The sequence below is a fragment of the Streptomyces sp. JLBG701 genome (genome assembly GCF_058544905.1).
Map to the genome: position 1 here is coordinate 9,745,754 of NZ_CM178588.1, position 12,756 is coordinate 9,758,509.

The window sequence follows — 12,756 nt, forward strand, 5'->3', positions numbered from 1 at the left end:
GCGAGTTCACGCGGAGGAGGCGAGCTCGGCCGCCTCCTCCGCACAACCCCAGGCCACGGTGACGCCTCCGCCGCCGTGGCCGTAGTTGTGGACCAACACCCGCCCGTCCGGCAGCAGTTCACGCTCCAGCCGGACCGAGTCCCGCACGGGCCGCAGTCCCACCCGGTGCTCCAGAACCCGCGCCCCGGCTATCTCCGGCCGCAGCGCGGCACACCGCCGCACGATCGCCTCGGCCACCGCCGGATCCGGTACGAGCGACCAGTCGTCCTCGTCCCCTGTGCCGCCCAGCACGAGCCGCCCAGGCTGCGGAAAGAAGTACGCCATCTGCCCGGCGTCGTCGTCCGAGGTCAGCCAGGTCCGTATCCCCGGGTTCTCCACGACGACCAACTGCCCGCGCACCGGACGTACGGAGTCGTCCGGCACGAGCTCCCGCGCGCCAAGGCCGGTGCAGTTGACCACGACCGGCGCCTCGACCTCGGCGAAGCCGGACACCGCACGCGTCTCGATCGACCCGCCCGCCGCCAGGAACCGCTCCCGCAGCCACGGCAGATGGGCCGTCATGTCGATGAGCGGCACCCGCGCCCACACCCCCACCCCGGAGTACTCCTCCGGCGTCGCCGCCCGCAGCCCCGGCACCCGGTCGCCCGCCCAGGCCCGGATGGTGTCCAGGTCCTCCTCGCCCTGTACCCCTTCGACCATGCGTACGCCGGTCTCCGCGGGCCGCGTCGCCAGGTCCTCGTACACATCCAGGGACCGCAGCGCCCACTCCCACGCCAGCTCCGCCGGCTCGATCCGGTGCGGCCACCACAGCGCCCCCGCAACCGCCGAGGTCGTCCGCTCGGCGGGCTCGCGTGTCCACACGCGCACCCGGCGGCCGCGCTCGGCCAGTACGAGGGCCGTCGTCAGCCCGATCACGCCCCCACCGACCACGATGACTTCGCCACTCTGTTCGTTTGTCACGCGGGGACGCTAGCGGAATATGTCATGCCGTGCTCACATCACTCCCGCTCTGGGGATACTCACAGCATGTCTGCCGCATACGCGACCTTCGGCCTGGCACCGGCGATGCGTGCCGGTGAAGTCCTCGCCGACGGTGGCTACCAGGTCCACCGGGACTTCGTCGACTTCATCGTCGACGGACGCCCACTCCTCCACCAGCTCTCCGACCTCGACGCCGTCTCCCCGCTCGCCTCCGACGTCCCGCCCGCGATCTTCACCGCCCAGGTCCGCAGCCTGCTCCTGGAGACAGAGGCGCCCCTGGAGGGCGGCCGGTACGTCATATACGGCTGCCCCGAGTGCGAGGATCTCGCCTGCGGTGCGGTCACTGCGGTCATCGAGAAGGACGGCGACGACTACATCTGGCGGGACTTCGCCTGGCAGACCGACGAACACGCCGACCTGGAGTTCAACGGCTACCACGGCATAGGGCCCTTCCGCTTCGCCGGCGCCGAGTACCGGGCCGCCCTCGCCTCCCTGCTCGACGGCGACGACGCCGGCCCGGCCCGCCGCCGCGTCCTGCTGATCGGCGCCCGCGTCGCCCTCCTCGCCAAGCTCGCCGCCGCCCTGCGCACCATCGGCATCGGCGCCGACATCACCCGCGACGCGACCGACGTCCCCGCCGACGAACTGCGCGTCTACGGCGCCGTCGCCTTCGGCCGCGCCATTCCCGACGAGGAGCGCGCCGCCGTACGCCGCTCCTTCGAACGCGCCGGAGTCGACGTGGCCTACGTCGAGGGCCTCGCCCCGATCGTCCCTCTCCTCGTCGCCCAGATCGAACACGCCCTGGACCGCAGCCCGCAGGAACAGCGCCGCCTGACCCGCCTGGTCGCCGCCGACGGCGAAGCGGGCATCGAGGTCACCTCCCCGTGCCGCGTCCGCCTCACCGCGTACCGCCTGGACCGCCTCAACCGCACCCACGCCCACGAGGTCTTCGACGACGTCCTGGAACCGGGCCGCCACCGCATCGCCCTGGAGGCCAAGGCGGTCAAGGGGGAGTCCTTCGTCGTGGCCAGGACATCGGGGAGCGTGCTGGTGGAGCCGATGGCGCACTGAAAACGAAGGCGCGGACCGCGTCGTACGGCTATTAGGATCGGCAGCCTGATGACTGCCACCCTCGTCGCCAAGAACCTCGCCGCCGGCCACGGCGACCGCTCGCTCTTCTCCGGGCTCGACCTCGTCGTCGCCCCCGGGGACGTGATCGGGCTGGTCGGTGCCAACGGCGCGGGCAAGTCCACCCTGCTCCGCATCCTCGCCGGGCTGCTCGCACCGGAGGAGGGCGAGCTGCGGCTCTCCCCGCCGTCGGCGACCGTCGGCCACCTCCCGCAGGAGCCGGAGCGGCGGCCCGGCGAGAGCGTGCGGGAGTTCCTCGCCCGCCGCACCGGAGTCGCCGAGGCCCAGCGGACGATGGACGAGGCCACCCAGGCCCTGGTGGACGGCGCCCCTGGCGCGGATGACGCCTACTCGATCAGCCTGGAGCGCTGGCTCGACCTGGGCGGCGCGGACCTCGACGAGCGGGCCGAGGAGGTCACCGACTCGCTGGGCCTGGGGGTCGGCCTGGACCAGCTGATGACGTCCCTGTCCGGCGGCCAGGCGGCCCGCGCGGGCCTGGCCTCACTCCTCCTCTCCCGCTACGACGTCTTCCTGCTCGACGAGCCCACCAACGACCTGGACCTGGATGGCCTGGAGCGCCTCGAACGCTTCGTGAGCAGCCTCCGTGCCGGCACCGTCGTCGTCAGCCACGACCGCGAGTTCCTCACCCGCACGGTCACCAAGGTCCTCGAACTCGATCTGGCCCAGGGGGAGATCAACCTCTACGGCGGCGGCTATGAGGCCTACCTGGAGGAGCGGGAGGTGGCCCGCAGGCACGCCCGCGACGACTTCGAGGAGTACGCCGACAAGAAGTCGGCCCTCCAGGACCGGGCCCAGATGCAGCGTTCCTGGATGGACAAGGGCGTCAAGAACGCCCGTCGCAAGGCGAACAACGACAACGACAAGATCGGCCGCAAGTTCCGCAGCGAGGCCAGCGAGAAGCAGGCCGCGAAGGCCCGCCAGACCCAGCGCATGATCGAACGCCTCGATGTCGTCGACGAGCCGCGCAAGGAGTGGGAGCTGCGCATGGAGATCGCGGCGGCCCCGCGTTCCGGCGCGGTCGTCGCGACCCTGCGCGACGCGGAGGTCCGGCGCGGCGACTTCGCACTCGGCCCGGTCTCCCTCCAGATCGACTGGGCGGACCGGGTGGCGGTCACCGGAGCCAACGGCGCGGGCAAGTCGACGCTGCTCGCAGCCCTGCTCGGCCGCGTCCCCCTCGACGCGGGCCAGGCCTCCCTCGGCTCCGGCGTCCTGGTCGGCGAGGTCGACCAGGCCCGCAAACTGTTCCACGGCTCGGAGGCCCTCCTCGACGCCTTCCGCGCCGCGGTCCCCGACACCGAGCCCGCCGAAGTCCGCACCCTGCTGGCCAAGTTCGGCCTCAAGTCCGACCACGTGCTGCGCCCGGCGGCGACCCTCTCCCCGGGCGAACGCACCCGGGCCGCCCTGGCTCTCCTCCAGGGCCGAGGCGTCAACCTCCTGGTCCTGGACGAGCCCACGAACCACCTCGACCTGCCGGCCATCGAGCAACTGGAATCGGCCCTCGACGCCTACGAGGGCACCCTCCTCCTGGTCACCCACGACCGCCGCATGCTGGACGCGGTCCACGTGACCCGCCGCCTGGAAGTGGCGGACGGCAAGGTAACCGAACGCTAGCGCTTCGCTGGATGGGTGGTTCGTATGCCGCGGGTTCGGTGGGGGCTGGTCGCGCAGTTGCCACCGGGCCCGCGGCAAACAAGCCGCCTATCCAGCAGAACGCTTAACGCTTGCCCTTCTTCGGATCGAGCAGCCCCGCGCGGCGCAGCGCGTCGGCCATCGCACTGTTGGCGGGCGGTGCCGCCTGCCGCGCGCCGCCGCCGGCGGCACGGGCACCGCCACCACCGCCTCGCCCCTGCTGCCGCTGCTGAGGCGGGCGCCCACCACGCTGCTGACGGCCACCACCACCCTGCTGCGACCCCTCCGCAGGCGCCGCCTCGTCGTCCAACCGCAGCGTCAGCGAGATCCGCTTCCGCGGGATGTCGACGTCGAGCACCTTCACCTTGACGATGTCACCGGGCTTCACGACATCCCGCGGGTCCTTGACGAACGTCTTCGACAGCGCGGAGACATGTGCCAGCCCGTCCTGGTGGACACCGACGTCGATGAACGCCCCGAAGGCCGCCACGTTCGTCACGACCCCCTCAAGCACCATCCCGGACGTCAGGTCGGAGATCTTCTCGACGCCCTCCTTGAAGGTGGCCGTCTTGAAGGCCGGCCGAGGGTCGCGCCCCGGCTTCTCCAGCTCTTTGAGGATGTCGGTCACGGTCGGCAGACCGAACGTCTCGTCCACGAAGTCCTGCGGCCGCAGCGAGCGCAGCACACCCGTGTTGCCGACGAGCGAGGCCACCTCCTGCCCGGACGTCTTCACCATGCGCCGTACGACCGGGTAGGCCTCGGGGTGCACGCTGGACGCGTCGAGCGGGTCGTCGCCGCCGCGGATCCGCAGGAAGCCCGCACACTGCTCGTACGCCTTGGGTCCGAGCCGCGCCACCCCCTTCAGCTCCGAGCGCGACTTGAAGGGACCGTTGTTGTCCCGGTGCGCCACGATGTTCTCGGCGAGCCCGGAGGAGATGCCGGACACGCGCGAGAGCAGCGGCGCGGAGGCCGTGTTGACGTCGACACCGACGCCGTTCACACAGTCCTCGACCACCGCGTCCAGCGACCGCGACAGTTTCACCTCGGACAGGTCGTGCTGGTACTGGCCGACACCGATCGACTTGGGGTCGATCTTCACCAGCTCGGCGAGGGGGTCCTGGAGCCGGCGGGCGATGGAGACGGCGCCGCGCAGCGACACGTCCATGTCCGGGAGCTCCTGCGAGGCGAAGGCGGAGGCGGAGTACACGGACGCGCCCGCCTCGGACACCATCACCTTGGTGAGCTTCAACTCCGGGTGCTTGGTGATGAGTTCACCGGCGAGCTTGTCGGTCTCGCGGGACGCCGTGCCGTTGCCGATCGCGATCAGGTCGACCGCGTGCTCCTTGGCGAGCCGGGCCAGCTTGGCGAGGGCCTCGTCCCACTTGTTGGCCGGGACGTGCGGGTAGATGACGTCGGTGGCGACGACCTTGCCGGTCGCGTCGACCACGGCGACCTTCACGCCCGTACGGAACCCGGGGTCGAGCCCCAGCGTCGCGCGCGTGCCCGCCGGGGCGGCGAGCAGCAGGTCCCGGAGATTGGCGGCGAAGACATTGACGGCCTCGTCCTCGGCGGCCGTACGCAGCCGAAGCCGCAGGTCGAGCCCGAGGTGCACGAGGATGCGGGTGCGCCAGGCCCAACGGACGGTGTCCGTCAGCCACTTGTCGGCCGGACGGCCGCGGTCGGCGATCCCGAACCTCGAGGCGACGATCCCCTCGTACGAGGACGGTCCGGGCGTGTCGGAAGGCTCCTCCGGCTCCAGGACGAGGTCGAGGACGTCCTCCTTCTCGCCGCGCAGCATCGCCAGGATCCGGTGCGAGGGCAGTTCTTTGAACGGCTCCGCGAAGTCGAAGTAGTCGGCGAACTTGGCGCCCGCCTCCTCCTTGCCCTCCCGCACCTTGGCGGCCAGCTGCCCGCGCATCCACATGCGCTCGCGCAGCTCACCGATCAGGTCGGCGTCCTCCGAGAACCGCTCGGTGAGAATCGCCCGGGCGCCGTCGAGGGCGGCTTGCGGATCGGCGACCCCCTTGTCGGCGTCGACGAAGGCCGCGGCGGCGGCCAGTGGATCGACGCTCGCGTCCCCGAGCAGGCCCTCGGCGAGCGGCTCCAGACCGGCCTCACGCGCGATCTGGGCCTTCGTCCGCCGCTTCGGCTTGAACGGCAGGTAGATGTCCTCCAGTCGCGCCTTTGTCTCGGCACCGCGGATCTGCGCCTCGACCTCCGGCGTCAGCTTGTCCTGCTCCCGCACCGACTCCAGGATCGCGGCCCGCCGCTCCTCCAACTCCCGCAGGTAGCGCAGCCGCTCCTCGATCGTGCGCAGCTGCGCGTCGTCGAGCATCTCGGTCGCTTCCTTGCGGTAGCGGGCGATGAAGGGCACCGTCGAACCGCCGTCGAGCAGCTCCACGGCGGACTTGACCTGCCGCTCCCGTACGCCGAGCTCCTCGGCGATCCTGCCTTCGATGGACCCTACGAGGGGTGTCGTCACGCCCGTACCGCCTTCTCCACTGGGGTTGCGCGGCAATTGTGGCAGGTGGCACCGACAACCGGGGATCAGGGCGGTGCCCTGCGGGTTCGCCGCCCAAGCGCTCTGCTGGAACGCCGGTAAGTTGTCTGCGGGTCCGTCGTGGCTGGTCGCGCAGTTCCCCGCGCCCCTTCGGGGCGCTGCCGAACCGCATCGGACAGGCTCTACCCCTTTCCGAGCAGGTCCCCCGGAAACGCCCCCGCGGCTAGTGCGCGTCGCGCGAACCCCGTCGCCAGTTCCGTCAGCCGTACGACGCCCTCGGCCCCCAGGTGCTCATACGGCCCCCGGTCCAGCCGGTCCGTCTCCGCCTCGATCTCAGCGCGCAGCGCGACCCCCGCCTCCGTCAGCTCACCCTCCACGTCCAGCAGCCCGCGCTCGCGCAGTCGTCCGCCCGCCGCGTCCCACTCCTCCTGGCTCCACCCGCGCGTGCCGAACACCCACTTCGGCGTCATGCCCTTCCCGGTCGCGGTGTGGGTCACCACGGCCTCCAGGCCATCCAGCCCGGCGGACATCAGCACGGCAAGATGACCGTCGCCGCGGTGCTCGCGCAGCAGCGTGGCGGCGTGGAAGTACGCCAGATGCGGCTCCTCGGGGACCGCCAGATCGGCGTGGGCGGAGTACAACGGGCGGGCGGCGCGCGTACACGCCTCGGCCGCCCGCAGCGCCAGCCGCGCAGCCTCCGCCATCTCCCGCGACACCACCGCGTCCTCGCCCAGCAGCCGGCGCAGGGTCGCGTCCACGGCACGCGCGCGTGCGTCCAGGATCCGCCCGGGCGTGGCGGTCTCCCACACGGCGGGCACGTGACGGGCCACGAGCTCGTACTTGTAGTTGTAGAAGGCCGCCGCCACCGTCCCCGGCCCGACCGGCCCCATCGCGGCCGCCCGTACGGCGAAGTTGACGGCCCTGGGGTGCGTGATGCCGAGAGCACCCAGCTCCGTCCCCAGGTCGGGCGAGAAGTAGAGCGTGGCGTGCAGGGAGTTGAGCGCGTTGTGGCAGCGGCGCCCGGCGCGCGGATCGGTGGCGGCAGCAGTCATGACGGGCACGTTACCGACTGGTTGGTACGGGCTCCATAGGTGGGCGCCGTATGGCAGGAAAGGTGGGTTACTCGTCGTTGCGGTCATCCTTGGCGGCGCCAAGAATCGAGGACATGCGAACCGTCCTGGTCGTCCTCTTCGACGACGTGCAGAGCCTCGATGTCACCGGCCCGGTGGAGGTCTTCAACGGCGCCGAGGTCCACCGCCCGGGCACCTACCGGATCCGCACGGCCTCCCTGGACGGCGAACCCGTACGCACCTCCAGCGGCCTCACCCTCGTCCCGGACCACTCCCTCGCCGACGCCCCGGCCCCGCACACCCTGCTGGTCCCGGGCGGTGCGGGCACCCGGCATCCCGACCCGCGCCTGCCGCCCTGGCTGCGCGAGCACGGCCCGCGGGCCGAGCGCCTGGTCTCCGTGTGCACCGGAGCGCTTCTGCTCGCCGAGGCCGGCCTGCTGGACGGCCACCGCGCGACCACCCACTGGTCGGTGTGCGAGAAGCTCGCCCGCGACCACCCGGCCGTCGAGGTCGACCCCGATCCCATCTACATCCGCGACGGAAGACTCGCCACCTCGGCCGGCGTCACCTCCGGCATCGACCTAGCCCTAGCACTGGTCGAGGAGGACGTCGGCCGCGAGACCGCCCTCTCCATCGCCCGCCACCTCGTCGTCTTCCTCCGCCGCCCGGGAAACCAGGCCCAGTTCAGCGCCCAGCTCGTCGCGCAGACCGCACAGCGCGAACCCTTGCGCGAGGTCCAGCAGTGGATCACCGAGCACCCCGGAGAGGACCTCTCCGTGGAGACCCTCGCGGCCCGCGCCAGCCTCTCGCCCCGCCACTTCGCCCGAGCCTTCCAGACCGAGACCGGCATGACACCGGGCCGCTACGTAGACCGCGTCCGCGTCGAGCACGCCCGCCGCCTCCTGGAGGACACCTCCGACGGGGTCGAGGAGATCTCCCGCGCCTGCGGCTACGGCACCCCGGAAGCGATGCGGCGTGCCTTCGTCAGGTCCCTCGGCGCCGCACCCGCCGAGTACCGCCGCCGCTTCCGCCCGGCGCCCGCCCACTGAGCACCCGCCAACCCGAGGGGGAACCCATGCAGTTCGCGATCGTCCTCTACGACCGCTTCACCGCCCTGGACGCCATCGGGCCGTACGAGACGCTCGGCCGTCTCCCGGACTCCGAGGTCGTCTTCGTCGCCGAGGAGACCGGCCCCGTCCGCGCCGACAACGGCAACCTCGCGCTGATCGCCGACCGGACCCTGGCCGAGGTTCCCAGCCCCGATGTCGTGATCGTCCCGGGCGGCCCCGGACAGCACGAGCAGATGGACAACAAGGCACTCCTGGACTGGCTGCGCGGCGCCGACCGCACGAGCAGTTGGACGACGTCCGTGTGCACCGGCTCCCTGCTGCTCGCCGCCGCGGGTCTCCTCGAAGGGCGCCGGGCGACCTCGCACTGGCTGGCCCTCGAAGAGCTGAAGAGGCTCGGCGTCGAGCCGACGGGGGAGCGGGTCGTGACCGACGGCAAGTACGTCACCGCGGCCGGCGTCTCCTCCGGCATCGACATGGGCCTCACCCTGCTCGGCCGGATCGCGGGCGATGTCGTCGCCCAGGCCGTCCAGCTGGGCATCGAGTACGACCCGCAGCCGCCCTACGACGCGGGGTCCCCGCAGAAGGCGCCCGCGGACGTGGTCGAACTGATCCGCTCGATGAGCCGCTTCATCCTCGGCCAGGAACCGACCACGTGAACCGCGGCTGACGGCGCTCCAGGAACGCGGCGACCCCCTCCGCGGTGTCGCCGCTCCCGTGCGCCTGCTCCGCCCAGTACGTGTCCCGGTCGGTGCGCCCGTCGGCGAACTCCTTCGCAGCGGCCTGCGTCAGCTGCGACCGAGACGCCAGCACCCGGGTGAACTCCACGACCCGCTTTGCGAGTTCGCCCTCGGGCAGCAGCTCGTCCAGGAACCCCGTGCGCAGCGCCCGCTCCGCGTCGATCAACTCGCCCGAGAACAGCAGGTACTTGGCGGCCCCGGGACCCACCAGCGACACCAACCGCCGGGTGGAGGACGCCGGATACACGATCCCCAGCTTCGCCGGCGTCACCCCGAACAGCGAGCCCTCCTCCGCGAACCGCAGATCGCAGGCCGCCGCGAGCTGCGACCCGCCGCCCACGCAGTGCCCCCGAATCGCCGCCAGCGTCGGTTTCGGAAAGGCGGCAAGGGCCTCCTCGGCGGCCACGGCGAGTGCCTGAGCCTCGTCCGGCGAACCCCGCAGCGTCGAGATGTCGGCGCCCGCGCAGAACGTCCCGCCCTCCCCTGTGAGCACCAGCGCCCGCACGTCCGGTTCGGCCGCCAGGGTGTCGAGCAGGGGCGGCAGCGCCCGCCACATCGCGGCCGTCATGGCGTTGCGCTTGGCCGGGTGGTGGACGACGACGGTGGCGACCCCGTCCGTGACGCTGTGCAGCAGCTGCGGCTCCATGCGCCGGATGTTATCCGCCCCGCCCCGGCGCACGATCAAGAAGGGGGGCGTTGAATCGGATGACTAGGCCGTCAAACCCGTACAACCCGAATAGTTCGCGAAGTCGGCCCAAGCGGGGCGTAAACGGTCATGCGGTCGACCCTGTCGTGCGTCATTGATCAGAAGCGCTCGATTACTGCTGACTCCTGTTCAGGTCTCCGGAGGGGGGCGGCTCGTCGCCAACACTCGGACGTGTGGTGACAATCGAGCGCAAGGGTGGCGACCGGACGATGGAGAACCATGGGCGCGGGTCAGGCCCACGCCCAGAAGGTGACGTACCCCCCGACCCTGGGCCACCGGACCCACTGCCGTACGAGGGGGTATGGCGGTTCACCGCCGCCGCCATCGACGCCTCCGTCCCGCAGGCGCGACACGCCGTACGGGACCTGTTGTTCCGCCAAGGAGTGCCGGTCTCGGACGAACTCGTCCAGGGGCTCCTGCTGATCGTCTCGGAGCTGGTCACGAACGCGGTGCGGCACGCGGCGCTGCTGTCGCCGATGCTCGCCGTGGAGATCGCCGTCGGCGCCGAATGGGTGCGGGTGTCCGTCGAGGACAACCACCCCTACCGCCCGACCGCCCTGGAGGCCGACCACGGTCAGACCGGGGGCCGGGGACTGCTCCTGGTGCGCGAGGTCACCCGGGAGGCGGGCGGGGTGTGCGACGTCGAGCACACGGCGAGCGGCGGGAAGGTGATCTGGGCCGCCCTGCCGCTCAAGCCGACAGTGCTGAGGTGATCACCAGCCGGCGGACGGGCCCGTCAGCTCCCGGACGGCTGGGCGGGCCGCGTCCAGCACGGTCATGAACCACGACGAGAAGGTGTCCTTCGCGTGCCGCTCCGCCAGCTCGGCGGGCGTCACGAACGCCGTCGCCCCGACCTCCTCGGGGTCGGGCCGCAGCGGGGACTGCACCATCCCGACGAAGAGGTGGTTGTACTCCTGCTCAACCAGGCCCGAGTCGGGGTCCGGGTGGTTGTAGCGGACCGTGCCCGCCTCGGCGAGCAGCGACGGGGAGACGCCGAGCTCCTCATACGTCCGCCGGGCCGCCGCCGCGAAGGGCGCCTCGTCCGGATAGGGGTGGCCGCAGCAGGTGTTGGACCACACACCGGGGGAGTGGTACTTGCCCAGTGCCCGCTGCTGGAGCAGCAGTCGGCCCTGCTCGTCGAAGAGGAAGACCGAGAACGCCCGGTGCAGCTGCCCCGGCGGCTGATGCGCGGCGAGCTTCTCCGCGGTGCCGATCGTCACGCCGTTCTCGTCGACCAGCTCCAGCAAAATCGCGTCCGCGGTGCCGTTCGACGAACTGTGCGTCGCGGTGGCAGGTGTGATCGGCATACCCATCCTTCGCATCGGTCTTCCGGCCCCAAGTCTGCCGTACGAATCCGGCACTCCCGGCACTTCGTTGCACGCCCGCATGTCCCGCGCTGCGGCGCGGGCCGCAGCCGACGCCGGTCGGTGCCGGAAGACCGGAAGAGGGGCCCGGTGATTGATCGTGCCCTGGTCGGCGGGCGGGGAACCGTCCGGGGCAGCGTTGTGAGCAGGAGGACGCGGACGGCCGCCGGACGGCTGCATTCCCCGCCGGATTGCCTCCGGATTCCTCCCGGGGAAGCCTCTCGCGCCTCAGTGGCAGAGTTTCGCCTCGTGCTCCGCGTGCCCGCTCGGCTCCAGCTGGAAGGTGCAGTGCTCCACGTCGAAGTGGTCGCCCAGGCAGCCCTGGAGTTCGTGGAGCATCTTCTCGTGGCCTATGGCACTGAGTACGTCCGAGCGGACGACCACGTGCGCGGACAGCACCGGCATCCCGCTCGTGATCGTCCAGGCGTGCAGGTCGTGGATGTCCTCCACCCCGTCCAGCGCCAGTACGTGCGCCCGTACGTCCGCCATGTCGACGTCCTTGGGGGCCGACTCCAGCAGTACGTCGAGGGTCTCGCGCAGCAGCTTCCAGGTCCGCGGCACGATCATCAGCCCGATGACGAGGGAGGCGATCGGGTCGGCGGCCTGCCAGCCGGTGAGAAGGATCACCGAGGCCGAGATCAGGACGGCGAGTGAACCCAGGGCGTCCGCCGCCACCTCCAGGAACGCGCCCCGCACGTTCAGGCTGTCCTTCTGGCCGCGCATCAGCAGCGTCAGCGAGATGAGGTTCGCCACCAGACCGATCAGACCGAACACGATCGTCAGCCCGCCCTCGGTGTCGGCCGGCGTGATGAACCGCTGGATCGCCTCGTAGAGGACGTATCCGCCGACCCCGAGCAGCAGCAGACAGTTGGCGAGCGCGGCGAGGATCTCGGCGCGGGCGTACCCGAAGGTGCGCTTGCCGGTCGGCGGCAGGTTCGCGAAGTGGATCGCCAGCAGGGCCATGCCGAGACCCAGCGCGTCCGTCGCCATGTGCGTCGCGTCCGCGATCAGCGCGAGCGAGTCGGCGACCACACCGCCGACGATCTCGACCACCATGACGGTGAGCGTGATCGACAGGGCGACGCGCAGCCTGCCGCGGTAGGCAGCGGTCGCCGTACCGCCGGCGGGCGCGCTGTGCGCATGCCCGTGATCGTGCCCAGCCCCCATGAAAGCCGACCTCCTGATGTACGTCCGTGTTCCGCCCGGGATCACAGTGAACTACGGGTGGGGGGTATGGGGCAACGCGGCACTGAACACCGTTGTCATGTGCCCTGACCTGCGGAAACGAATCGCAGGTCAGGGGTTGCGGGCGGCCGCGACTCTCGCTGTTCGGGTGCACCTGAGTGCAGAGGCGTTCTTCGTGATCATTTCCACACTCGGGTCGCCGTGGACGGCGGCCGACGACGAGAACACGAACCGCTTGATCCCGGAGATGTCCGGGATGCCCGGTCTGGTGGCGCGGTTTGTGGGTCAATACCCGGATCCCTGATGATGATCAGGGCGGAGGCGGCATGCAGAACGTGTCGACCGGACCATGAACGGCCGGTGAA

12 protein-coding genes are annotated in these 12,756 nt (G+C 71.2%); 6 read left to right on the top strand and 6 right to left on the bottom strand.

Annotated features, from left to right (window positions below):
• Window positions 1–6: 6 nt before the first annotated feature.
• On the bottom strand, window positions 7–960 hold the full coding sequence (locus AC5DRG_RS44580) for an FAD-dependent oxidoreductase (protein ID WP_491805726.1): 954 nt from the start codon (window positions 958–960) through the stop codon (window positions 7–9).
• Window positions 961–1,026: 66 nt separating this feature from the next.
• On the opposite strand from AC5DRG_RS44580, the gene AC5DRG_RS44585 reads away from it, so the two are divergent.
• Window positions 1,027–2,052, top strand: coding sequence for an oxidoreductase (locus AC5DRG_RS44585; RefSeq protein WP_491805728.1), 1,026 nt, complete (start codon window positions 1,027–1,029; stop codon window positions 2,050–2,052).
• A 48-nt stretch (window positions 2,053–2,100) separates the two neighbouring features.
• A complete protein-coding gene (locus tag AC5DRG_RS44590) occupies window positions 2,101–3,741 on the top strand; it encodes an ABC-F family ATP-binding cassette domain-containing protein (RefSeq protein ID WP_491805730.1) in 1,641 nt (546 codons plus the stop codon).
• A 103-nt stretch (window positions 3,742–3,844) separates the two neighbouring features.
• On the opposite strand, the gene AC5DRG_RS44595 is transcribed toward AC5DRG_RS44590, so the two are convergent.
• Together AC5DRG_RS44595 and AC5DRG_RS44600 are read right to left on the bottom strand one after the other, a co-directional pair.
• Window positions 3,845–6,241 carry a Tex family protein gene (locus AC5DRG_RS44595; RefSeq protein WP_491805731.1) on the bottom strand — a complete coding sequence of 799 codons (2,397 nt, stop codon included), beginning with the start codon at window positions 6,239–6,241 and terminating at the stop codon, window positions 3,845–3,847.
• A gap of 200 nt (window positions 6,242–6,441) precedes the next feature.
• Complete coding sequence (locus AC5DRG_RS44600; protein ID WP_491805733.1) at window positions 6,442–7,311, bottom strand: SCO6745 family protein; 870 nt, start codon at window positions 7,309–7,311, stop codon at window positions 6,442–6,444.
• 113 nt (window positions 7,312–7,424) lie between these two features.
• Here AC5DRG_RS44600 and AC5DRG_RS44605 point away from each other — a divergent pair, with 113 nt between their 5' ends.
• Entirely contained in the window at window positions 7,425–8,378 is a 954-nt protein-coding gene (locus AC5DRG_RS44605) for a GlxA family transcriptional regulator (protein ID WP_491805735.1), read from the top strand.
• Window positions 8,379–8,404: 26 nt separating this feature from the next.
• Window positions 8,405–9,055 carry a DJ-1/PfpI family protein gene (locus tag AC5DRG_RS44610; RefSeq protein WP_491805737.1) on the top strand — a complete coding sequence of 217 codons (651 nt, stop codon included), beginning with the start codon at window positions 8,405–8,407 and terminating at the stop codon, window positions 9,053–9,055.
• Here the strand turns inward: AC5DRG_RS44610 and AC5DRG_RS44615 are convergent.
• Complete coding sequence (locus tag AC5DRG_RS44615) at window positions 9,027–9,782, bottom strand: enoyl-CoA hydratase/isomerase family protein (RefSeq protein WP_491805738.1); 756 nt, start codon at window positions 9,780–9,782, stop codon at window positions 9,027–9,029. The genes AC5DRG_RS44610 and AC5DRG_RS44615 overlap by 29 nt on opposite strands.
• Window positions 9,783–10,051: 269 nt before the next feature.
• Here AC5DRG_RS44615 and AC5DRG_RS44620 point away from each other — a divergent pair, with 269 nt between their 5' ends.
• Window positions 10,052–10,555 (top strand): ATP-binding protein, encoded by a 504-nt coding sequence (locus tag AC5DRG_RS44620; protein ID WP_491813326.1) that lies wholly within the window; start codon window positions 10,052–10,054, stop codon window positions 10,553–10,555.
• On the opposite strand, the gene idi is transcribed toward AC5DRG_RS44620, so the two are convergent.
• Together idi and AC5DRG_RS44630 are read right to left on the bottom strand one after the other, a co-directional pair.
• Window positions 10,556–11,149: an isopentenyl-diphosphate Delta-isomerase gene (gene idi, locus AC5DRG_RS44625; RefSeq protein ID WP_491805740.1), complete on the bottom strand. Its 594-nt coding sequence runs from the start codon at window positions 11,147–11,149 to the stop codon at window positions 10,556–10,558.
• A 285-nt stretch (window positions 11,150–11,434) separates the two neighbouring features.
• Window positions 11,435–12,373 (bottom strand): cation diffusion facilitator family transporter, encoded by a 939-nt coding sequence (locus AC5DRG_RS44630; RefSeq protein WP_491805742.1) that lies wholly within the window; start codon window positions 12,371–12,373, stop codon window positions 11,435–11,437.
• Here AC5DRG_RS44630 and AC5DRG_RS44635 point away from each other — a divergent pair.
• Window positions 12,372–12,695, top strand: coding sequence for a hypothetical protein (locus tag AC5DRG_RS44635; RefSeq protein WP_491805743.1), 324 nt, complete (start codon window positions 12,372–12,374; stop codon window positions 12,693–12,695). The genes AC5DRG_RS44630 and AC5DRG_RS44635 overlap by 2 nt on opposite strands.
• The last annotated feature ends 61 nt before the right edge of the window (window positions 12,696–12,756 follow it).